Below are 22,024 nucleotides of genomic sequence, written 5' to 3' on the forward strand. Positions count from 1 at the left end.
CCAACAGGTCCCGCTCCACGTGGCGGCTCATCGAAGCACGACAGAGGGCGGAGGATTTTGGAGTGCTGGCCACCCTGCTACACGATCGAGATGCACTCGTGCGTGGGTTCCCCTGATGGTGATCGCCGGTCTGGCCACCCACTTCAACGCGCGGGCGCCGCTGGCGAGACAGAGCCCGGACGCAGCCGCGAACAGTTACCCGTCGAAATCGCTGAAGAGGTAGTTGTCGATGTTCGGCCCCACTCGCCGAGCGAGGATTTCGATGGGGGCATTGGCGACGTCGGGGAGCAGGAGGATGTATTTCGATATCGCCAGCCCGGCGGTTTGGCGGACGACCAGAGCGTAGCGCTCGTCCTGGTGATCGCTGCGGACGACATCGCCGAGTGCGCGTCGGACGAAGATCTCACCGGGCGCGTCGGTGTCGGGGGTGATTCCGGAGAATACGGTCTTCGCGTCGACCTCCGGCTGCAGGGCGGCTACCAGCAGCGCATCCTTGTTGCCGAAGTAGTGATGGATGAGCGCCGGGTCGACTCCGGCCTCTTTGGCGATGGCGCGCATGGTCGTTCGATCGAATCCTCGATCGGAGAACAGCTCTCGTGCCGACCGCAGGATGGTGTCGCGCTTGTCGGCGGAGTCGGCGAAGACCTTCGGCCGGCCGGGCGCGCGACTATCCATGTGCTCCGGCACGCGCGAGCACCAGCATGCGCTCTTCGATGGTGGCGCGCACGGGCCGGATGTCGGCCGCGAGGCCGGCGGAGTCCAGTACGGAATCGATCGTCGCCGGATCGGTGTCCGGAACTCGGATCGCACGGCCGTCCAGGATCACGGGGATTCCGGCATCGTTCAGTGCCGCGAATGCCTGCGCCCATTCCGGAGTGTGCACCGCGACCGCGCGGGTGTCGCCGATGATGTCGTCCTCGCTGCCGGCTCCGACGAGTTGCCCGGAGGACATCAGCAACAGGCGATCACATTGCTGTGCTTCTTCCATGTAGTGGGTGGTCACCAGGACGCCGACGCCGTTGTCGGCCTGCTGCCGGATCGTGTCCCACAGTCGTGCCCGGGACAGTGCGTCCACGCCGGAGGTCGGCTCGTCCAACACCAACACGTCGGGTTCGTGTGCCAGGGCCACGACGAACGCCACCTGTCGTTGCGAGCCCAGGGCCAGTTCGCGGACGAGGGTGCTGCGCGCGTCGTGGAGTTCGGCGGGAACCCCGGGCGCGGGGACACCGTAGGCCTCCGCGCTGAAGGCCAGGTTCTCTTCGACGGTCAGATCGCGGTAGAGGCCGAGGTTCTGGGGCACGTAACCCATGTGCGCCCGGCGCGTTCGGTCCGGCGGGCCGCCGAGCAACTCGACCGCACCCTCCGTCGCCGCGAGCAGACCCAGGAGCATACGGATCAGCGTGGTCTTCCCGGCCCCGTTGGCCCCGAGAAGACCGACCACCTCGCCGGGGGCGACGGTCATCGACATCGAGTCGACGGCCGTGAAGTCCCCGAACTTCCGGGTCACCGAGCGTGCGCGTAGTACGTCACCGGTCATGATGCCCCGACCTCCCGCCGACGGGTCAGCGACAACGCGATGACGATGTCTTCGAGGTCCGGCGTGATGGTCGCGGCGTCGGTGCCGGGATATCCGTCCTCCCAGTACTCGTGACGTTCCCGGCCGCGTCGCCACGACCACTCCGGTCGCACCGGATCCGCTGCCGAGGTGATGGTGCCGGTGAACCCGGCGCGCACCTCGTCGTAGGAGCCCTGGGTCAGGATTCGGCCGGAGTCCAGGACGACGAGGTGCCCGGCCCGCTCGGCCTCGTCGAGGTAGGTCGTCGACATCACCACGGCCGCCCCGTCCGCGGCGGCCTCCGAGATCAATCGCCACAGGTCGATGCGGCTCACGGGGTCGACGCCGGTGCTCGGTTCGTCCAGGATCAGCATCGTGGGTCGGTGCAGCATCGCCATCGCCGTGCCCAGCTTGCGCCGCATCCCTCCCGACAGCGCCGAGGCGAGTCGGTCCGCCGCATCACTCAACCCGGCCCGGTCGATGAGTTCCTCGCGCCGCTCGGCCAATTCGTTGCCGCTCAGGCCATAGATGCCGCCGACGAAATCCATGTTCTGCCGAACCGTCAGGGCCGCCCAGCTCCCCGGGCCCGCGCAGAGGAACCCGATTTCGTGTTTACCCGGGGCGTGAACGGTCCCACTGTCGGGCAGGACCTCTCCCACGAACGTCCGCAACAGGGTCGACTTTCCCGCCCCGTCTCCGCCGACCAGGGCCACCACCTGACCGGCAGGCACGTCGATGCTCACTCCGTCGAGGGCTGTCCGGTCGCCGAACCGGACGACGACGGACTCGGTCGCGGCGATCACGAGGCGTCCGCACCGGTCGGATCGACCGATTTCGACGCCGCCGGCTTGCTCGCCTTCGAGACGTCGGGCGCGAGATCTCGGCGGAAACGAAGCGTCGACCCGGTGAAGACCACGATCGCCATCACGGCCAACACGACCAACGGCAACCACAACGACGAGATCGGCGCGTCACGCAACATCACGCCCTGCGAGATCATCGTGAAATAGGTCAGCGGAAGCAGGTAACCGATCCAGCGAACCCCCGCCGCCATCGCATCGAGCGGAAAAATCATGCCGGACAACAAAATCTGTGGCATCAGGAACAGGAATGCCGTTTGGATCGCCTGTCCGGTGGTCTGCGAGATCGTCGATATCAGCACACCGAGGCCGAGGACGACGAACAGGAAGAGCGCGGCGCCGAGCGCGAACACCAGCACGTTGCCGTTGAACGGCACCCCGAACAGCACCATGCCCAGCACCGTCACGACGGTCATGTCCAGTGCGGCGAGCAGGTAATAGGGCACGATCTTGCCCAGAATCACCTGACTCGGCCGGATCGGCATGACCGCGAGTTGTTCGAGGGTCCCGGCCTCGCGTTCCCGGACCAGACCGATGCTGGTGACGATCGTGCCGATGAAGGTGAGGATCAGGCCGATGATCGCGGGCACCATCACCCACGACGTCTTCAGGTCGGGATTGAACAACACCTCGGTGCGGACCCGGTCGCCGAGTTTGTTCAGGATCGACACCGTCGACTGGGCAGCGAACAGATTCGAGCCGTCGACCAGTGCCGTCGACTGCTCGGCCGGGGTCGACCCGGTCACCACCACGACGTCGACCTTGTTCTCCCGCAACAGATCCGTCGCCTGGGCGGTCGAGCCGTCGACGTCTGTCTGCGTCACCTCGAAGAACGGCGGCAACGACGTGCTCACCTGCTGAGCCGAGGGGCCCATGACCGCCGTTTCGACCGAGGAGACATAGAAATTGGCCGCGTAGCCGAAGATGACGAGCAGGAGAAGCGGCAGCGCGATCAACATCGCCAATGTGCGGGGGTCCCGCCGAAGTTCGCGAAATTCCTTGAGAATCATGGCGCGCATATTCGATGCTAGGCACGCCGAGTAGCCAGGGTCAACGGTTGATGAATTAACCGCTTTGTCGGCGATCCGCAGCGTCTGTCACTGCCGAAGGGTGGCGTCCAGCATGCGGATCAACTCGCCGACCCGTCCGCCGCCACTCGGTGCCGGCGGGAAGCGTCCGAGTACGTCGACGACGACGGGTGTCGCACGCTGAGCCGCTTGCTCGACGTGTTCGGCGCCGACGGTCCGATCGTCACCGGCGGCGAGTTCGGCCGCTCTGGCGGCGTACGCGGCCGCTCCGAGAATGTGCTTGACCTGGGTGGCCTTCGCCAAGGGATGTAGGTAAGCGGCGCCCGCCGCAGCCATCGCCGCCCACGCCGCCTCGCGCGCGGCCTCGGTTGCGGTGCCCTTGGCGGCCGCGAGCGCCGCCCACGCTGCGTCGCGCAGAGGTTTCCCGCGCTCACCACCTCGAGCGAACTCTCGCGCGGTAGCGATTGCGTCGCGAGGGCGTGCGTCGTCCGGCTGATCGGCCTCGAATATCTCCAGTACCCCCTCCGCGCACCCCGCGGCGAACGCGGTGACCTCGCGAAGGTCTTGGTTGCTCAGAACGATTTCCGTTGCTTCCCCGGCCATGGATCCATTTTCGACCACCGGACGACCGGGCATCGGAGACTGTCCCCCAAAGTGGACTGTGGCGCACGACACAGCCGCTCGTAGCCTTCCTGGCACCGACGAAAGTGCGTGTTCAAGACGATCCCACGCCCACGAATGGGCCGAACGGAGTATGTGATGAGCGGAGACCTGAACGAGGTCGGGACCGGTGTCAACCTATTCACCGCAGGGGGGGTTCGAGGTACCGCGAGGTGGTTCAACGACACGGCCGACGTGCTGTCGATCGACGACGACGATCTCGAGGACACGATCGCGTTCGTCAGCAAGGGTGGGATGACCTTCCTGTCGCCGATCCTGCCTGATCTGCGCGCGATCGTCTGTACAGCCGGGAGCCGGGAATCGCACCTCGCGATCCTGTCGCGAGAGTCCGACGTGCCCTGCGTGCTCGCCGCGGAACTGACCGGAACCGTCGCAGACGGCGACACCGTGGTGCTGGACCTGTCCGATACCGAGACCGCACGCGTGGCCGTCGCGGCGGGGGCGGTGACGGCGTGACCGCGCAACTGACCACTCCCGTGAACGTGGAGGCTCTGTACACAGACCCGGCCTACGAGCCCACACTCGAGGAGTGGAACTGGCTAGTGCACGCCGCGGGTGCGGCCTACAAGTCCGAACTGTCGGCGCGGACCGTGTTCGAGTCGGAACTGTTCGGCATGAACACCTACATCCTGATGTCGATGATGGAGGACTACCTCAGGGTGCCGGAGCGCATCCGTACCATCCGGCAGCACGCCACCCCCACCGAGCTGGTGCGCAAGGCTCTGCCCATCGGCAACAAGCGCAGCTTCATCAACCTCGCTGCCACCCCGCTGCACTACCTCACCGGACGTGAGCTGTTCGTCGACCTCGGAGAGAGCACCCTGTCGGACGGTCTGGAGGATCAGCTCGAGGTGCTCCGCTTCTGGCGCGAGGCGACCATCGCCATGCGCACCGACAACGTCCTGTTCAACATGGACGCGGAGCCGGAGAACAGTTCCCATGTCATCGACGACGACGTGCTCGCGCAGATCCGCTCCCACCTCGTCCCCGCCGACGACGAGGTCAAGGCGGGGATTCGGAAATTCGGTGCGCGGCTGACCGCGTACGCGTTCCTGGAGAACTGCGACGCGCGGACCGCGGTGTGCGACACCGGGCCCTATCAGCTCGAGGACGGCACGTTCCTCGCGCTGCGCGAGACCTGCACGGACGGCGACGGAGACTTCCCCTGGGTCGACGGCATCCGGGAAACGCTGCCCTACCATCATTTCGTCATCGTGTACCGGCTGCCCGCCACGGTGAAGATGGACAACAACGTCTGGGGCACTGCCTGGTTCACACCCAGCGACTACCAGGCCGACATCATCGAAACCCGGGTGTTCTGCACCGACGACGGCACCCTCCGCCCGCTCGGTGCCGACGAGGTCGAGGAGGCCACCAAGGCGATCCGCAAGGCGCATCGAGCACTGTACCAGCGGTTGGCCGAAACCGATGCCGAGGAACGCAACCTGTACGCCACCGAGATGTACGCGTGGAAGCTCAAGGCGTGGGCGCGACTCGCCGGCTGCTACGACGAGATCGATTGGGCCATAACGCCGCGGATCGCCGAATCCTTTCAGAAGTTCAGCGACCCCGACCTCGCGCTGCAGTTGATCGGCGGCGTCTTCGTTCCGCAGGACCGCGACGGTTGTTTCCGACCGCTGGGAGGTTAGACCATGTCGATTCTCGGGAAGGGACATCCGTCGTACGCCTTTGCACCGGTCACCGGAACAGTGCGCCATTTCCGGTCGCCGGACGACGTGATCGCCTCGCTCGACAGCGACCTCGAGTCCACGATCGCGCTGGTCGCGTCGGGCGGCACAACATTCCTGTCACCGATCCTGGGCCGGCTCGGGGGAATCGTCTGTCTGGATGGAACACTCCGCTCGCACCTGGCGATCGTGTCGCGAGAGTTCGAGGTCCCGTGTCTGGTCGGTACCGAACTGTCCGAGGACATCCCCGACGGCACCGAAATCACGCTCCGTATCGACGAGCAGACGGGGGTCGTTGCTTCCCCGGAGCCTGACACCGCACCGGACCCGCCCGCGGATGTGAGCGCCGCGTGGTGGGACTACATCCGGCGCGTGGGAGACGAGATCGCAGTCAAGGACTTCACGGTCGACGTCTCGGGCGCTGCGCTCGAGGCACTCCTCTCCGAGGAACTCACCGACGACCGCCTCGACGACCTCGTCCAGCACATGGGCAGGGCCATGAAACCCGAATTGACGCGCCGATCCGGGTTTACCTCCGAACTGTTCCCGATGCTGCCCTACATGACGCTGTCGGTCATCGAGGATTTCCACAGCTACGTGGATCGGATACGCGTGATCGACGCGGCTGTGCCGGCGGAAGAGCTGGGTCGCCGGTTGCGTGAGGGGCCGAACAAGGTCAGCCCGCTGTGGATCTGGATGATCGGCTACCACTTCCTCTGCGGTCGAGAGTGCATGATTCAGATGGGCGCCATCGAGCCCGCTGACCATCGCGACGACATTCGCACCGTCGTGGACTTCTGGCGCCGGCTCACCCTGGCGCATCGTGGTGACGGCACACTCGACTACAAGGACGCCGGATTCACCAACCGGTACCTGTCGACGGCCGTTGTCGACGAGCTGGTCGGCGCGGCAACGGCGTTGGATGCGACCACCGCGAAGAGCCTCAAGCGGCTGAACGCCACGGTCTCGGGATACTCGTTCCTGTACTTCTGTGATTCACGGGTCGGCATCTGCGACTCCGGTCCGTATCCGCGGCCGACGGGAAACCGGCAGACGATCGTGCGCGACTATCTCTCTCTCGGCCCCAGTGCATGGGCGTATCCGTGGGCGGACGATCTGGACCCGCCCTACACGGGATTGACGATGGTCCTGACGTTCGACCGCTCGAAGTTCACCGAGTTCGAAATCAACGACTGGGGAACGACGTTCACCGAACCGGATCAACTTCTCGCCGTCGTCGACGAAGCTGCCGTGTACGGGTATCGGGCCGACGGCACCCGTGAGCTGCTCGCGCCGGAAGACTGGCCGAATGTTGCGGCGGATCTCAGCCGATGCCACATGGGCCTGTATCAGAAATTCGCCACCATGGACCGGAGCGACCGAATCATGGCCGCCACCACCATGTACACCTCAGGGCTTCGCCCCTTTGCCGCCCAGGCCGGGGTGACGGATCGGGTCGACTGGGCGATGTCGCCGAAGACCCTTGCGCTCTATCCCGATCCATTCGACGACGACGACCGGGCCGCGGCCGTATTCGGAGGTGCCCTGGTGGCACACGACATGCCCGGATCCTTCTCACCCATTCGCTGAACCACTCGAGAGGAGGCGCTCACATGCGCCAATCGATGCAGAAACTCATCCACGCCGACGAGCTGTTGTGTCATCAGACGCCCGAAACCTTCGCGACGATCAGCCATGCCGACACGTCCTGGACGGAGAAGCTGTGGTCTTCGCTCTTCGCTCGTGACGGGTCCATCCAGGTCGACATAGGTCTCGGGAAATACCACAACCGGAACGTGATGGACATGTTCGCCGGCGTCTCGCGGGGGAAGGAGCAGTTGACGGTCCGGGCCAGTCGCCAACTCGATCTCGACGGCGAGCGGATCGGTGTCGGACCTCTGGACTACGAAGTCGTCGAACCGCTCCGGAAGGTGCGCTGGGTCCTGCAGGAGAACGACGTGGTCCCACTGCGATTCGACCTCACCGTCACCGGAGTGCTGCCGCCGTTCCTCGAACAGAAGGATGCCCAGCGCGAGCCGCAGGGATTCCGGGTGCAGTCCGACCTGCTCCGGTACCACCAGGCGTCGACAGTCAGCGGTGAGATCTGGCTCGACGGCGAGCGCATCGAGGTGCGCGACGAGGAGTGGTTCGGCTTCCGCGACCACTCCTGGGGAGTGCGGATGGACGTCGGCGAGCCCGCACCGGATGTCTTCAAACCTCAGCGGCTCGATGGCGACTTCATTCTCACCTGGAGTCCGATGTGGATGCAGCGTCCCGACGGGTCCAGCTACGAGATCCACCACTATCTGCAATGGGTCGACGGTGCGGTGACCTACTTCTCGGGCTTCGAAAATCTTCCCGACGGAACCCAGCGCCCGCTGCAAGGGTTGAGAGACGACCTCAAGTACGACCCCGACAACAGGCGACTCCTCGGTGGGACGCTGACCTTCGATGCGGGGTGGGGCGAGACGCGCACCCTCGAGATCGAACCGGTCAGTGACACCGGGTTCCACCTCGGCACGGGACTGTACTTCGGGTTCAAGGGCCAGCGGCACGGGCAATGGCAGGGGCCCGAACACCTCGACGGTGAACGGTACGCGGACGTCTCCGATTCCGATACCGCGCGAGAGGTACACCAGTTGCGGGACTGCGTGATCCGCTGCCGCGAAGGCGACGCCGTCGGGTACGGCATCTTCGAATCGATGGTGATCGGTGAACATCCCCGCTACGGGCTGACGAAGGAGACGTCCTTCCTCTGACCGGAGCGTGACGGGGCCGCGGACGAATAGTCCGCGGCCCCTTTCTCATATCCGCTGCGCCCGCGCCAGCAGCGCCAGTTCCATCCGTGACTGGCAACCGGTGGTCGTGAGGATTCGGGTGACGTACTTCTTCACACTGTCCTCGGCCAGGGAGAGGATCTCGGCGATCTGCGCATTCGACAATCCGTCCGCGACGAGCCGGACGACCTGCCGCTGCCGCACGGAGAGCCGTGCAAGGGCGGCCTGCGACTTCGACGCGGGCAGGCCGCGAGCCATGGCGGACATCTGCTGGCTCAGCAGGCGTAGCGTGGCCGCCTCGGAGGCGCCGATCTTGCCGGGCTCCGGGTCGAACATCCCCAGCAGTGCCGTGTGTCCGGCGCTCAACTCCAGGCGCAATGCGGCAGCGGTCTGCATGCGCCACGTGGAGGACAGGAAGTATCTGACGTAGGCGTCGGCCGCCGCCGGCAACTGGCCCATCGACTGCAGTTCGTCCAATGACGACACCCCGCTGGAGACGAGTTGCCGCATCGCCGCCGGCGTGCCGAAGATGTCGTAGCGGGCCCACCGGTCTTGGTACTCGGGCAGCATCTTGGCGGTTTTGCCCGCCGTCAGGGGCGCTGAGTCCTCGAAGACGGTGTGGAAGGTCGCGCCGGCGAAGAACGAGACGTGTTTCAGGGCGAAGTGCTCACTGATCGCCTCGACGGCCCGTTCCTTGAAGTCGGGAAGGCAGGCCGCGCCGGAGCACTGTTCGAGGATGTCGAAGGCGCGCTCGTAGTCGGCCTTGCTCAGGTTGGCTCGGAACGGGGAGCGGTTTCGGGACGAGGACTTTGCACTCGGCGTTGTCCCGGAAGTGTCCCCCAACGTGGACTGGATCACACCACGGAGCGTAACTAGTTTTAGGTCACAACGCCAAGAAGCCGGAGAAAAAAATACCAGGTAGCCACCTGTTTCCGGCCGCGTCGGCGGCTGCGTCCGTCCCGAGGAAACGTGAGGTGACATGTCCGACTCCGTGGTTACGCCCCCGAAATGGGGATCGACCGAAATGCTCCCATTGCCGGGCCGCTTCAACACCGCTGTGCGGTCGTTGGCGGCGCAACGATTCTCCGCCACCGGCGGGCGGTGGAAAGACACCGTGTTCGAACGCCAGTTCGAGATCTTCTCGATGGAGGATGCGCGAGCGATCGAGCAGGAGGCCCTGGATTCCGGGTACCGGTTCGAGTACTCCGCGACGGTCTCGCTCGAATCCGAGCCGCACAAGTACAAGCGAACCGACCGAGAGGCGCGGGAGTTCTCGGAAGACCGGGACTCGGACGGTCGCCGTCACGTGGGTATCGGCGACAACGTGATCAAGAAGCCCCAGACGGTCATCGGACCGGTGGCGTTGATCTCCGCCGTCGAGCAGGTCATGGAATTCCTCACCGACGGCATCCCGCCCGGCACGATCGCCGTGATCGACGACTCGGGCGGCACCTTGACCGCACCGATCATCGAAGGGTTCGCCGGCGTCATCTGCCTCGGCGGCACCGTGCGCTCGCACCTGGGCATCCTCGCCCGGGAGTACGACGTCCCCACGCTGATGAACTGCAAGATCAACGACCTGAAGAACGGCGACCTGGTCGAACTCGAAGTGACCGCGGCGCCCCCGGCAGCGGATGCCTACGAGACGGGTGACACCGGGCATGCCCGGATCTGGCTGATCGAAAGCGAGAGCTGAGACCATGGCGAATCTGAACTACCGGACCCTGCTGGAGACCAACAATTACCTCCGGAGTCTGTCCGACACCACCTACTGGCTGTGCATCACGCGGACGGTGCAGGAGTCGAAGCTGTTCCCGATGAACCCGTACATGCTGGTGAGCTATCTCAACAGCTTCTACCGGTTGCCGACCCTGCTGCGCGAGATCGACGCGGCGACGCCCGCCGAGGAACTCGGAGACCGCGCCCGCGAGGTCAGCCTCAAGGTGGACACGGTCAACGCGGCGTGGGGCATGCCCGCGTTCTACCTCATCGGCCGGGAGATGCTGATGAACTGGGGTCTCCTGCGGCCCACCGACGCGGTCGACGACGTCGTCGACGTGCTCGACTTCTCCCGGCGGTTCAATCTGGCCTACCACCGCAACGACGGACACCTGACGAACAAGGAATTCGGCGACCGCAGCCAGTTCCTGCCCGAACGAACCCTGCAGGTGTTCGAGTCCGACCTGCACGGTGTCGTGCCCGGTGACCGGCTGCACACCGCCGCAACCAAACTCGTCGCCCAACTGTCGCAGTACGCGTTCCTCGCGCACTGCGAGTGCCGCATCGGCCTGCACAACAGCGGCCCCTACGACTTTGGCAACAACCGGCAGATGATCATGCGGGACTTCTTCGACCTCACCGAAGGCGACTATCCGTGGTTGGACGGCATCGCCACCCAGTTGCCGTTCAACAATCTCACGATCCCGATCGTCTTCAAGGGCACCAATTTCCACTTGATGGACGACTGGGCGTCCTTCGAAGCCGAGCCCGGATACAACGCCGCCAACATCGAGGCGGTCGGGATGTACACCTCGGATGCGTTGACCGACGGATACATTCCGGTCGGCATGGACGACGCCGACACCCTGGCCGACACCATGGAGCAGTACCGCGAGATCCTCAACGAGGCGACCACCGACCTGTGGAAGCGGATCGCGACCTGGTCACGCGAGCAGATGATCGACGCCGGCGCCCTGGTCTACTCCTCGGTCGGCAAGGACTTCGCTCATCTCGCCGGAACCTACCGGCAGGACGACTGGTTCCAGGTCGACGAACGAGTGCAGCGGTTCAAGCCCCTGCTCAACGACGAATACGGACGCGACAACCTCGGCGAGATGGTGGGCCTGCTGGGATTGCCCCACCAGACGAGCAACGAGTACACCATGGCCCGCTACTCCGACCTGAACCGCAACATGCTCACCGGCATCCCCTACTCGGTGCTCACCGACGACGACTACGCACCTACCGCCGGTGACCGGTTCACCGGCTCGTCGAGCCTGCCCGGCAAGACCGGTGTGTGGACCACCAGCGCCGGACGCATCGACATCGACGACTACAACACGCGCGCACAGGGATTCACCCCCGCCGTGCTCGACGGCGGCAACCGCTACCTCGACGAGGAATGGGTGAAGTGGAACCACGGGACCCCGCAGGCGGACGAGCTGTACCGCCTCACACAGCGAGGCTCACGGAACCTGGAAGGCCGCGGATCCGGGCTGCGTCGCGCCGACCTGCCCGCCACCGACGACACGAAGGGAACCGGCGATGCAGATCGGTGACCTGATCCGCCGCGCCGGGCGGCAGTACGGTGCCGCCCCCGCGCTGATCGACGGCGACCGGGTGGTCAGCTTCGCCGAGTTCGACGAACTCACCGACCGGCTCGGCCACGCACTGCTGGCCCGCGGCCTCGATGCCGGTGACCGTGTCGCGGTGCTCATGCCGAACGGGATCGACGGCGTCGTCGTCTATTACGCACTCGCGAAGGCCGGGCTGGTCCGGGTTCCGCTCAACGTGCGCGAGACGGCCCGCGAGCACGCCTACAAGGTCGAGGATTCGCAGGCGCGAGCCCTGGTCTACGCAGGGGATCCCCCTGCCCGCGTCGAGGTGATGATCACCGCCGACGAGCTGCCCGGACTCGTCGCCGGCGCGCCCGACGGCCCGTGCGACGTCCGGCGCGACCAGGACGAACCGCTGCGCTTGGCCTATACCGGCGGCACGACCGGCAAGCCCAAGGCGGTGGTCCTCACCACGCGCAGCGAGCTCGCCGAAGTGGCGAACTTCCTGGTCGACCTGCTGCCCAACCTGCGACCGGACTCGGTGATGCTGCACGCCGCACCGATCACCCACGGCAGCGGCGCGTTCTTCCTGCCGCACCTGGTCAAGGGCGCCCCGAACGTCATCGTGTCGAAGTTCTCGCCCGGCGCGTTCCTCGAGGCCGCGCGGAAGTACCGGGCCACGTCGACGTTCATGGTGCCGACGATGATCGCGATGCTGCTCGAGGATCCCACCACGGCAACAGCGGATCTCGCCCTCGAGCGCTTGTGCTACGGAGGAGCCCCGATCGCGACCAGTGTGCTCCGACGCGGAATCGATATCCTCGGACCGGTTTTCGCGCAGCTCTACGGTCAGGCGGAGGCGCCGCTGGCGATCACCTGCCTGCAGCCGTGGGAGCACACACCGGAACGACTGACCTCCGCCGGTAAGCCCTACACATTCGTCGAGGTGCAGGTCCGGGCCGCCGACGGCACCGTCCTCGGACCGGACGAGGTCGGGGAGGTCCTGACCCGGGGGCCGCACACGATGAGCCGGTACTGGCGTCGCCCGGACGCCACCGCCGAGACGATCGAACCGGACGGCTGGTTGCACACCGGCGACATCGGACGCTGGGACGACGACGGCTACCTGCACCTGCTCGACCGCAGGCACGACGTCATCATCTCGGGCGGCTTCAACGTCTACCCGCGCGAGGTCGAAGACGCCCTGCTGACACACCCCGCGGTCGTCGAGGCCGCGGTGGTGGGCCTGCCCGACGAGAAGTGGGGCGAACGGGTCGCCGCCGCTGTCGTCACCCGCTCCACCGCCGAGCCCGACGAGATCCTCGAGTTCTGCGCCGATCGACTCGCCGGTTTCAAACGGCCTCGTTCCCTGGAGATCTGGCCGAACATCCCCACCAGTCCGGTCGGGAAATCCCTGCGCCGCGAAGTGCGCGACCGCATGGTCGCCGCGCAGGTGTGACCCCGACACCGAAAGGACCCATCATGCTCGACCCCAACGAACTCACCGTTCACACCCTGACCCTGCGTCAGCTCGGATCCGCCGAGCAACTCGCCGAGATCAACGCCCTGCCGATCGCCGACGTCGAGGCGGCGCTGGAGAAGGCCGTCGCGGATGGCGCGGTGATGGCCGCGCGCGGCAACTACATGATCACCCCGGTCGGCCGCGAATTCCTCGACGACGTGTACGCCCGCGCCTTCGCCGGTCTGCGGGCGGACCCGGCCGTCACCGACGCGATGGACTCCTTCGAGACCGGCGTCAACAAGCAGGTCCTCACCCTGACCACCGACTGGCAGACCATCGAGGTCGACGGCGCCCGCGTCGGCAACGATCACGCCGACGCCGACTACGACGCCAAGATCGTCGACAAACTCGGCCGCGTGCACGAGAAGACCCAGAAGGTCCTGCAGCCCCTGGTCCAGCAGAACCCGCTGATCGATCGATTCCTCGACCGGATCGGCGCGGCGCTGATCCGCGCAGAGGGCGGCGAGACCGACTACGTCAGCGGTGTCCGCGTCGACTCCGTCCACACCGTGTGGTTCCAGATGCACGAACACATCCTCCGCCTCACCGGACGGGAGCGCCCCGAATGAGCACCGCAACGGGTCTTCGCTGGCTGGTCGTCCCCGACGAGAACGCCGCCGAGCCGAGCCGCGATCTGGTCGGCGGGAAGGCATGGAGCCTGTGGCGGATGCGGTCACTGGGCCTGCGGGTGCCACCGGCGTTCGTCGTCACCACCGCGGCCTGCGAGGCCTACTTCGCCGACGGCGGTCTGCCCGAGGGCCTGGCCGACGAACTGATCACCGGAATCCGCTTGCTGGAGAAGCAACTCGGCCGCACGTTCGGCGGCACCGAACGCCCGCTGCTGGTGTCGGTGCGCTCCGGCGCCGCGATCAGCATGCCCGGCATGATGGACACCATCCTCGACCTCGGCTGCAACGATGAGGTCGAGGCCGCCCTGGCCGCCGAAAGCGGCGACCGCGACTTCGCCGCCGAGGTGCATCGCCGCTTCACCGGCTTCTACGGCCGTCTCGTCCTCGGCTGCACCGAGGAACTCGAAGACCTGCCCGATACCGCGTCGGTCCGGGCGGCGATCTCCTCCGACGTCGGTGACGCCGTGCCGGCCGACCCGTGGGAGCAGCTACGCGCCGCGGTGGCCGCGGTGTTCGCATCGAGTCGATCCCGGCGTGCCCTCGCCTACCGCAAGCACTACGGCATCCCGGACGACCTCGGCACCGCGGTCACCGTGCAGGCGATGGTGTTCGGCAACCTCGACGACGATTCCGGCACCGGGGTGCTGTTCACCCGCAACCCGGTCGACGGCGCCCGCGAACCGTACGGCGAGTATCTGCAGCGCGGGCAGGGCGAGGACGTCGTGTCCGGCCGGGTCACCCCGAAACCCCTGACCGACCTGGAAGAGCGCTGGCCGGCCGTGCACGCCGAATTGCTCGACGCCGCCGAGCAACTCGACCGTGAAGGCCGCGACGCGCAGGACGTCGAGTTCACCGTGCAGAGCGGCGAGCTGTTCCTGCTGCAGTCCCGGCCGGCGAAGCGCACCGCCCGCGCCGCCGTGCGGATCGCCGTCGAACTCGTCGACGAGGGTGTTCTCGAACCCGGAGAGGCCCTGTCCCGGGTCACCGCAGAGCAGATCCGCACTCTGCTGCGCCCGGAGATCGCACCTGGCGCCGCCGGCACCGCAGAGGTACTGGTGACCGGGGTGGCCGCCAGCCCGGGCGTCGCCACCGGTGTGGTCGTGGACACTCCCGAAGCGGCACAGGCGAACCCGGGAAGCATCCTGGTCCGCAAATCGACCAGCCCGGACGACGTCCACGGCATGATCGCGGCCGCCGCGGTGGTCACCGAGCAGGGCGGCGCAACCTCACACGCCGCCGTCGTCAGCCGCGCCCTCGACACCCCCTGCGTCGTCGGCTGCGGCACCGACACCGTGGCAAACCTGGTCGGCCGCACCGTCACGGTCGATGCGACCACCGGCCGGGTCTACGCCGGCGTACTGCCGACCTCGGCGGTCGACGAGAGCGAGGACGAGGATCTGCGCCGCCTCACCGAGTGGGCAAGCGGTGCCACGTCTTTGCGAGTGGGTCCCGACGTGGTGGCGGAGCCGGTGTTCGATGCCGACTCCCTTGCAGCCGAAGAGATCGGTGAGCAATTACCCGACATCCCACCGGGAACCAAAGCCGTTCGTGGAGCGGTGTTCTGCGCTCCGGACGGAGTCCGGGCAGCCCTCGACGCCGGGGTCGAAGCAATTGTCACTACCCACCGGCTGCCGGTGCTTCTTGCAGCCATCGCACACCAGAGGAGCACGTCATGACCACGGCGGATCGTGTGACCCATCGCGAGGTGCAGGAGATTCTCCGTACCTTCCAAGAGTCGGGATGGGCTTCGATGACCCTCGAACTCGACGGTATTCGCGTCACCGTCGGCAAGGACGGCCCGCCGGCCCCGGCTCCGACCGCTGTGGCTCCGACGGCTGTGGCTCCGACGGCAGTGGCTCCGACGGCAGTGGCTCCGACGGCTGTGACTCCATCCGCGCCGGCGGCTGGCCCTGCCCCTGCGGCAGCGTCGTCTGCGGCCGCGCCCGACCCGGCGGCGCCGCCTGCCGTCGACACCACCGGCTGCATCGAGGTGCGAGCCCAGACCGTCGGCGCCTTCTGGGTGGCCCCCGGACCCGGCGAGCCGCCGTTCGTGCAGGTCGGGCAGACCGTCGAGGCCGGGCAGCAGATCGCCATCGTCGAGGTCATGAAGTTGATGAACCCGGTGGTCACCCCGCACGGCGGAGAGATCGTGCAGATCTGCGCCACCAATGCGGACCTGGTCGAATTCGACCAGCCGCTGTTCCTGATCAGGCCGACCGATGGCTAGCCCGTCGACCCTGTCCACCGAGTCACCGCGCCGCACCCCGCTGCGGCGGGTCCTGGTCGCCAACCGCGGGGAGATCGCGGTCCGCGTGATCAAGGCCTGCCGCGCCCTCGGCATCGAAACGGTCGCGGTGACCTCGACCGTGGATCGCGACGGGCTCGCCGCCCGGATGGCCGACCGCGCCGTGTGCATCGGCCCCGCCCCGGCAGCGCAGAGCTACCTGGCGATCCCCGCGGTGCTCAGCGCCGCGCTCGGCGCCGGGTGCGACGCCGTGCATCCCGGCTACGGGTTCTTGTCGGAGAATCCGGAATTCGCCGCCTCCTGCGTCGGCGAGGGACTCACTTTCGTCGGCCCGCGGCCGGAAGCGGTCGCGCAGGCCGGCGACAAGGCCCGCGCCCGTGAGCTCGCCCGCTCGGCCGGCATCCCCGTGCTGTCGGGGTCGCCGGTGATCGACTCGACCGAGGCGGCGGTCGCCGCGGCCGCCGAGCTCGGCTACCCGGTACTGGTCAAGGCCGCCGCCGGCGGTGGCGGGCGGGGAATGTCGGTGGTCGAGAACGAATCCGAGCTGAGGGCCCGCTGGTCGTCGGCCGCGGCGGAGGCCCAATCGGCGTTCGGCGACGGACGTCTGTACGTCGAACGATTCATCCGCAACGCCCGCCACATCGAAGTCCAGGTGCTCGGGGACAAACACGGCAACGTCATCCACCTCGGCGAACGCGACTGCACCCTGCAACGGCGTCACCAGAAGGTCGTCGAGGAATCGCCGGCACCCAACCTGCCCGAGAAGATTCGTCAGGACATCCGACGCAGCGGGGTTCTGTTCGCCGAGGCGCTCGGGCTCGACAGCGCCGGAACCGTCGAATTCATCTACGACGCAGACTCCCACGAGTTCGCGTTCCTCGAGTTCAACGCCCGAATCCAGGTCGAACACCCGGTGACCGAGATGGTCACCGGCGTGGACCTGGTCGCCGAGCAGCTGCGCTCGGCGGCCGGTGAACCGCTCCGGTTCACCCAGGCCGACATCGACCTGACCGGGCACGCCATCGAGGTCCGCATCACCACCGAGGACCCGGCCCGCGGCTTCATCCCCAACCCCGGCACGGTGCAGAGCTGGAATCCCCCGGAGGGGGACGGCATTCGTGTCGACAGCCATTGCGAACCTGGCTACGTCGTCACCCCCTACTACGACTCCCTGCTCGCCAAGATCGTGGCACACGGGCCCGACCGGGACGTCGCAGCGGACCGGATGGTCGCAGCCCTGGGTCGGCTGGGGGTGACCGGAGTTCCCACCACCGCCGATTTCGCGCGGGTGGCGCTGGATCATCCGGACTTCCGGGCCGGCACCGTCACCACCGACTGGATTGCCTCTCGGGGCCTCCCCGATTACATGGAGAAGATCTCATGAGTTACCTCGACTGCGCCCCGCGCAACGCCGACGGCAGCCGGCGCAAGATCGACATCGTCGACCAGACGCTGCGCGACGGCCCCCAGAGTTGGTGGGGCATGCGGCTGCGCAAGGACATGGGCCTGCCCATGGCGTCCGAGCTGGACCGCACCGGTTTTCACACCATCGACCTCGCCGGCAGTTCGATCTTCGAGGTGCTCGTGCGGCACTGCAAGGAAGATCCGTGGGAGCAGTTGATCGCGCTGTCGAAGTCGATGCCCGAGACGACGGTTCGAGCAGGAACTCGCAGCAACGGCATCGTCACGTTCGGCCTCACCGCCGACAGCGTGATGGACCTGTGGGTGCAGCGGCTCAGCGCTCACGGCGTCGGCAGCTTCTGGATCTACGACGGACTGTTCAACATCGACAAGATCGGCCGCCTCGTCAAGACCGTGCAGGCCGAGGGTGGTCAGGCGCTGCCGTGCATCCTCTACGCCGACACGCCCTACCACACCGACGAGTACTACGCCGCCCGCACCCGGGAGCTGGTCGCGACCGGTGCGGACGGTATCGAACTCGAGGATGCCGCCGGCCTGCTGACCCCCGAGCGCACCCGCTCGCTCATTGCGGCCATCAAAGGTGCGGCCGGAAATCTGCCGGTGGAGGTCCATTTTCACAGCAACAACGCGCTCGCGCCGCTGAACTACCTCGAAGCCGTCCTCGCCGGCGCTGATCGTGTGCACACGGCAAGCCGCCCGCTCGCGGCGGGGGTGTCGCTGCCCTCGACCGAGAACACGGTGGCGAACCTGCGCTACGCCGGCTTCGACGTCGACGTCGACGAGTCCCGTTTCGCCGCAGTCGAACAGCACCTGCTGCGCGTCGCGGAGTACGAGGACCTGCCGGTCGGCCAGCCGGCCGAGTACTCCCTGTTCCAGTACCGGCACCAGCTTCCGGGCGGAATGGCGGGCACCTTCAAGGCGCAGCTGCGCGACCGCGGCATGGAAGATCGATTCGAAGAGGTTCTCGACGAGATGTCCCGGGTGCGAGAAGAACTCGGCTACCCCGTCATGGCCACCCCGTTCTCGCAGCTGGTCGGCACGCAGGCGGTGCTGAACGTGGTGACGGGATCCCGGTATTCCGTGGTTCCGGACGAGGTGATGATCTATTCGCAAGGCTTCTACGGCAAACCCGTCGCCCCGATGGATCCGAACGTGTACGACACCATCATGAGCTCGCCCAAGGCGAAGAGCTACGAGAACTGGGAACCTCCGCAGCCGAGCCTGGGCGAACTGCGGAAGAAGTTCGGCGAATCGATCAGCGACGACGAGTTGCTCCTGCGACTGCTCGTCCCGGCGAACGACATCGACGTCATGCGCGCGACCCCGCAACGCAACCGCGACTTCGCCCCGACCAGCAAGCAGATGAAGTACATCCGTGAACTCGTCGAGACGTCCGTGGGTGCCTACCTGCACATCGAGGCCGACGACTTCTCGCTGACGCTGGAAGGCGATCACCGATGAGCGAGCTGGGTGTGGGGCGGCCGACCAAGCGCCGCGCCGGCTCCGCCGTCGGGGGCCTTCCGGTCGCCGACTCGCGGCCGGTTCTCGACGGCGATGCCGTGCTCGGCTCCCGGTGCACGGTGTGCCGGTACCCGACCGCACAACAGCATCTGCCGTGGTGCCCGGTGTGCTACGCCGCCACCGAACCGGCCCGCTTCGCCCGCACGGGTAAGACCTGGTCCTCCACCGTCGTTGCGATCCCCGTGGGCACCCGCCGGCCACCGTTCGGGCTGGCGTACGTCGACCTCGACGACGGCCCACGGGTACTCGTTCACCTCGGCGAACCCGCGATACTCGAGATCGGTACACGCCTCGAGATCACCGGAACAGACGACGGCGACCTCGTCGCCACTTCGGAGGTGCTGCGATGAACCAGGCCATGTTGTGGGGCGTCGGAACCTCGTCCTACGGCCGATTCCCCGACCAGCGAGTCGAGTCACTCGCCTGGACCGCAGTCGCCGAGGCGGTCCGGGACGCCGGCATCCGGCCCGACGCGATCGACGCCATCATCGTCGGATCCGTGTTCGGCCCGCCCGGGGTGGCCACCCGCATCCAACGCGGACTCGGCATTCCTTCCGTGCCCATGTGGACCGTCGAGAATGCCTGCGCCAGCGGCACTGCCGCCTATCACGAAGCGGTGGAGGCCGTGCGGCACGGGCGATTCACGTGCGTTCTGGTTCTCGGGGTCGATCAGATGTCGACCCTGTTCTCCGGGGCCATCGTGCCGGAGGCGACCGACCCCGAAGGCGCTGCGTCGCTGCCGTTGCCGGGGCTCTACGCCCTGCAGGCGCAGCGGTACGTCGGCGAATTCGGCGTCACCCCGGAACAACTCGCGGCCATCGCGGTCAAGAACAAGACCAACGGGATGGACAACCCCCGCGCCCAACTGCGCGACACGGTGCCCACGGTTGAGGAGGTGCTCGACTCCCGCATGATCGCCGAACCGCTGACGTTCCTGCAGTGCTGCCCGACCAGCGACGGGGCCGGCGCCGCCATCGTCGGCGGCGACCGCGGCAACCGCGACGACCTGCGGATCGAGGCCTCCGCGATGGTCTCCGGTGCCTTGTGGGACCAGCGCAGCGAGGACGTCTGGGGCTTCGCCAGCGTCGCCCGCGCCGCCGAGAAGGCCTTCGCCCAGGCCGGCCGCACCCCGCAGGAGATCGACGTGCTCGAGGTGCACGACGCCTTCACCATCGGTGAGATCATCACCCTCGAGGCGCTCGGCATCGCGCCCCGCGGCAAGGGCGCCGAACTCGCCCCCTCCGGCCACACCACCCGCGATGGGGCGCAACCGGTCAACCCGAGCGGAGGGCTGCTCTCACGCGGGCATCCCCTCGGCGCCACCGGAATGGCGCAGCTCGCCGAAATCGCATGGCAATTGCGCGGACAGGCCGGACCGCGGCAGGTCGCCCGGCACCGTGTCGGGCTCGTCGAGACGATGGGTGGGGGAGCGGCCGGAATGGACGGCAACGCCTGCGTGGTCACCATTCTGTCCACACAGTCATGACCGCGGCCTACGCAGGGCTTCTCGGGTTTCGCGACGTCGGCGGACTGCGAACCCGGGACGGCGGGCACGTACGATCCGGAGTGCTCTTCCGCAGCGGGACACCCCAATTCCTGGACGAGCAGTCGGGGCGGGCACTGATCGCAGACACCGGGATCCGGGCAACCATCGATCTGCGGCTGCCCCACGAGGTCACGGTGGAGGGGCGAGGACCTCTCGACGAGTTGGGGGTTCGCCATTTCCGCCACCCGTTCAGCATCGGCGACCGCGTGGCCGAGGACTCGGCGGTTGCCCCGATGGACGGCGACGATCCGCTGGTCACCCGCTACATGAAATACCTGGCCGAGGACGCCGCCGGGGTCGTCTCCCTCGCCACGCGGCTTCTCGAACCCGCCGTTCTCCCGGTCCTGGTGCACTGCACCGTCGGCAAGGACCGGACCGGGGTGGCCATTGCACTGCTCCTCGACGCCATCGGGGTGCTCCGCGAGGACATCGCCGCCGACTACGCGGCCGCCCCCGGCGACATCGCCGTATCCATGCGGCGTCTGCGGCAGATGACGTCGTACGGCCCCGCAGCCGACCTCTACCCGCCGGAAGCATGGACGGCGCCTGCGGATGCGATGGAGCGATTCCTCGACAACGTCGACCGGCGGTACGGCGGTGTCCATGCTCTGCTGCGGGACAACGGGATAGGGCCCGGCGATGTGCGCCGACTGACGGAACTGCTCATTACATACGACCGTAAGGACACCTCATGCGAGTAGTCGAGACCCGAATCATCGGAGCACCACCGGACGCCGTGTGGAAGGTCGGCGGCGACACCGCCAACGTCGCGAACTGGATCCCTGCGCTGGAGAAGTCCCGCCAGCAGGACGATCTGAGGTACGCCACGTTTGCCAACGGAGGAGGCGAGGCGACGGAGCGGATCGTCGCACACGACGACGCACAGCGAAGCTACACCTACGAGTACTTCGCCGGGCCCCTGCCGCTGTCGTTCTATTCCTCGACCTTCACCGTCAACCCCCATCCCGACGGCGCCGAAGTCGTGTGGAGTGCCGAGTTCGCCTCCACTTCACCCGAGAGTGAACCCGAACTCGCAGAGGCGATCACAGACATCTACCGGTCCGCGTTGATCGAATTGGCCAACCACGCGGGAGCACACTGAATAGTCGGGTTCGATCCCACGACGCCGGCGGACCTCCGTGCACGCGGAGAACTACGGTGCGGTACGGGCATTCGCTCCCCGGGTTGCCGCAGGAACGTGGTGGAGAGGCGGCCCGGGGACCATGGTGTTGTGGATGCTGCCGATGCCTTCCACCGTCATGGTGACGGTGTCGC

The 22,024-nt window shown here is 67.0% G+C and carries 22 protein-coding genes; 16 read left to right on the top strand and 6 right to left on the bottom strand.

Features of this window, described 5'->3' with window-relative positions:
• Positions 1 to 195 precede the first annotated feature (195 nt).
• The 5 genes from P3H15_RS24380 to P3H15_RS24400 form a co-directional block, all read right to left on the bottom strand.
• On the bottom strand, positions 196 to 675 hold the full coding sequence (locus P3H15_RS24380) for a TetR/AcrR family transcriptional regulator (RefSeq protein ID WP_276139570.1): 480 nt from the start codon (positions 673 to 675) through the stop codon (positions 196 to 198).
• A complete protein-coding gene (locus P3H15_RS24385) occupies positions 668 to 1,537 on the bottom strand; it encodes an ABC transporter ATP-binding protein (RefSeq protein ID WP_276139571.1) in 870 nt (289 codons plus the stop codon). Before P3H15_RS24385 ends, P3H15_RS24380 begins: the two co-directional genes overlap by 8 nt.
• Positions 1,534 to 2,358: an ABC transporter ATP-binding protein gene (locus P3H15_RS24390; RefSeq protein ID WP_276139572.1), complete on the bottom strand. Its 825-nt coding sequence runs from the start codon at positions 2,356 to 2,358 to the stop codon at positions 1,534 to 1,536. The genes P3H15_RS24385 and P3H15_RS24390 overlap by 4 nt, the downstream gene beginning before the upstream one ends.
• Positions 2,355 to 3,434 carry an ABC transporter permease gene (locus tag P3H15_RS24395; RefSeq protein ID WP_276139573.1) on the bottom strand — a complete coding sequence of 360 codons (1,080 nt, stop codon included), beginning with the start codon at positions 3,432 to 3,434 and terminating at the stop codon, positions 2,355 to 2,357. The genes P3H15_RS24390 and P3H15_RS24395 overlap by 4 nt, the downstream gene beginning before the upstream one ends.
• Before the next feature lie 78 nt (positions 3,435 to 3,512).
• Complete coding sequence (locus P3H15_RS24400) at positions 3,513 to 4,046, bottom strand: putative immunity protein (protein WP_276139574.1); 534 nt, start codon at positions 4,044 to 4,046, stop codon at positions 3,513 to 3,515.
• A 156-nt stretch (positions 4,047 to 4,202) separates the two neighbouring features.
• Between P3H15_RS24400 and P3H15_RS24405 the strand changes: the two genes are divergently transcribed.
• The 4 genes from P3H15_RS24405 to P3H15_RS24420 are packed head-to-tail and all read left to right on the top strand — an operon-like array spanning position 4,203 to position 8,571.
• Entirely contained in the window at positions 4,203 to 4,580 is a 378-nt protein-coding gene (locus tag P3H15_RS24405; RefSeq protein WP_276139575.1) for a PEP-utilizing enzyme, read from the top strand.
• A complete protein-coding gene (locus P3H15_RS24410) occupies positions 4,577 to 5,773 on the top strand; it encodes a hypothetical protein (protein WP_276139577.1) in 1,197 nt (398 codons plus the stop codon). Before P3H15_RS24405 ends, P3H15_RS24410 begins: the two co-directional genes overlap by 4 nt.
• 3 nt (positions 5,774 to 5,776) lie before the next feature.
• A complete protein-coding gene (locus P3H15_RS24415; RefSeq protein ID WP_276139578.1) occupies positions 5,777 to 7,402 on the top strand; it encodes a PEP-utilizing enzyme in 1,626 nt (541 codons plus the stop codon).
• 23 nt (positions 7,403 to 7,425) lie between these two features.
• Positions 7,426 to 8,571, top strand: coding sequence for a hypothetical protein (locus tag P3H15_RS24420; protein ID WP_276139579.1), 1,146 nt, complete (start codon positions 7,426 to 7,428; stop codon positions 8,569 to 8,571).
• Positions 8,572 to 8,616: 45 nt separating this feature from the next.
• Here the strand turns inward: P3H15_RS24420 and P3H15_RS24425 are convergent, their stop codons facing one another.
• The gene (locus P3H15_RS24425) at positions 8,617 to 9,447 is read right to left on the bottom strand and encodes a LuxR C-terminal-related transcriptional regulator (protein ID WP_276139580.1); all 831 of its coding nucleotides are present in this window, start codon (positions 9,445 to 9,447) and stop codon (positions 8,617 to 8,619) included.
• 121 nt (positions 9,448 to 9,568) lie between these two features.
• Here P3H15_RS24425 and P3H15_RS24430 point away from each other — a divergent pair, with 121 nt between their 5' ends.
• Genes P3H15_RS24430 through P3H15_RS24485 form a run of 12 tightly spaced genes read left to right on the top strand, consistent with a single transcriptional unit; the run spans position 9,569 to position 21,851 of the window.
• A complete protein-coding gene (locus P3H15_RS24430; protein WP_276139581.1) occupies positions 9,569 to 10,285 on the top strand; it encodes a PEP-utilizing enzyme in 717 nt (238 codons plus the stop codon).
• A gap of 4 nt (positions 10,286 to 10,289) precedes the next feature.
• Positions 10,290 to 11,867, top strand: coding sequence for a hypothetical protein (locus tag P3H15_RS24435; protein WP_276139582.1), 1,578 nt, complete (start codon positions 10,290 to 10,292; stop codon positions 11,865 to 11,867).
• Positions 11,854 to 13,323: an AMP-binding protein gene (locus P3H15_RS24440; protein WP_276139583.1), complete on the top strand. Its 1,470-nt coding sequence runs from the start codon at positions 11,854 to 11,856 to the stop codon at positions 13,321 to 13,323. The genes P3H15_RS24435 and P3H15_RS24440 overlap by 14 nt, the downstream gene beginning before the upstream one ends.
• A gap of 23 nt (positions 13,324 to 13,346) precedes the next feature.
• Positions 13,347 to 13,955 carry a hypothetical protein gene (locus tag P3H15_RS24445; protein WP_276139584.1) on the top strand — a complete coding sequence of 203 codons (609 nt, stop codon included), beginning with the start codon at positions 13,347 to 13,349 and terminating at the stop codon, positions 13,953 to 13,955.
• A complete protein-coding gene (locus P3H15_RS24450) occupies positions 13,952 to 15,691 on the top strand; it encodes a pyruvate, phosphate dikinase (RefSeq protein ID WP_276139585.1) in 1,740 nt (579 codons plus the stop codon). Before P3H15_RS24445 ends, P3H15_RS24450 begins: the two co-directional genes overlap by 4 nt.
• Positions 15,688 to 16,242 (top strand): biotin/lipoyl-containing protein, encoded by a 555-nt coding sequence (locus P3H15_RS24455; protein WP_276139586.1) that lies wholly within the window; start codon positions 15,688 to 15,690, stop codon positions 16,240 to 16,242. The genes P3H15_RS24450 and P3H15_RS24455 overlap by 4 nt, the downstream gene beginning before the upstream one ends.
• Complete coding sequence (locus P3H15_RS24460; RefSeq protein WP_276139587.1) at positions 16,235 to 17,644, top strand: acetyl/propionyl/methylcrotonyl-CoA carboxylase subunit alpha; 1,410 nt, start codon at positions 16,235 to 16,237, stop codon at positions 17,642 to 17,644. Before P3H15_RS24455 ends, P3H15_RS24460 begins: the two co-directional genes overlap by 8 nt.
• Positions 17,641 to 19,143, top strand: coding sequence for a carboxyltransferase (locus P3H15_RS24465; RefSeq protein ID WP_276139588.1), 1,503 nt, complete (start codon positions 17,641 to 17,643; stop codon positions 19,141 to 19,143). The genes P3H15_RS24460 and P3H15_RS24465 overlap by 4 nt, the downstream gene beginning before the upstream one ends.
• Positions 19,140 to 19,553: a Zn-ribbon domain-containing OB-fold protein gene (locus P3H15_RS24470; protein ID WP_276139589.1), complete on the top strand. Its 414-nt coding sequence runs from the start codon at positions 19,140 to 19,142 to the stop codon at positions 19,551 to 19,553. Before P3H15_RS24465 ends, P3H15_RS24470 begins: the two co-directional genes overlap by 4 nt.
• Entirely contained in the window at positions 19,550 to 20,689 is a 1,140-nt protein-coding gene (locus P3H15_RS24475) for a thiolase family protein (RefSeq protein WP_276139590.1), read from the top strand. The genes P3H15_RS24470 and P3H15_RS24475 overlap by 4 nt, the downstream gene beginning before the upstream one ends.
• Positions 20,686 to 21,450, top strand: coding sequence for a tyrosine-protein phosphatase (locus tag P3H15_RS24480; RefSeq protein ID WP_276139591.1), 765 nt, complete (start codon positions 20,686 to 20,688; stop codon positions 21,448 to 21,450). The genes P3H15_RS24475 and P3H15_RS24480 overlap by 4 nt, the downstream gene beginning before the upstream one ends.
• Positions 21,441 to 21,851 (top strand): SRPBCC family protein, encoded by a 411-nt coding sequence (locus P3H15_RS24485; protein ID WP_276139592.1) that lies wholly within the window; start codon positions 21,441 to 21,443, stop codon positions 21,849 to 21,851. Before P3H15_RS24480 ends, P3H15_RS24485 begins: the two co-directional genes overlap by 10 nt.
• Positions 21,852 to 22,024: the final 173 nt, after the last annotated feature.

The sequence above is a fragment of the Rhodococcus sp. T2V genome (genome assembly GCF_029269925.1).
Lineage (GTDB): Bacteria > Actinomycetota > Actinomycetes > Mycobacteriales > Mycobacteriaceae > Rhodococcus_F > Rhodococcus_F koreensis.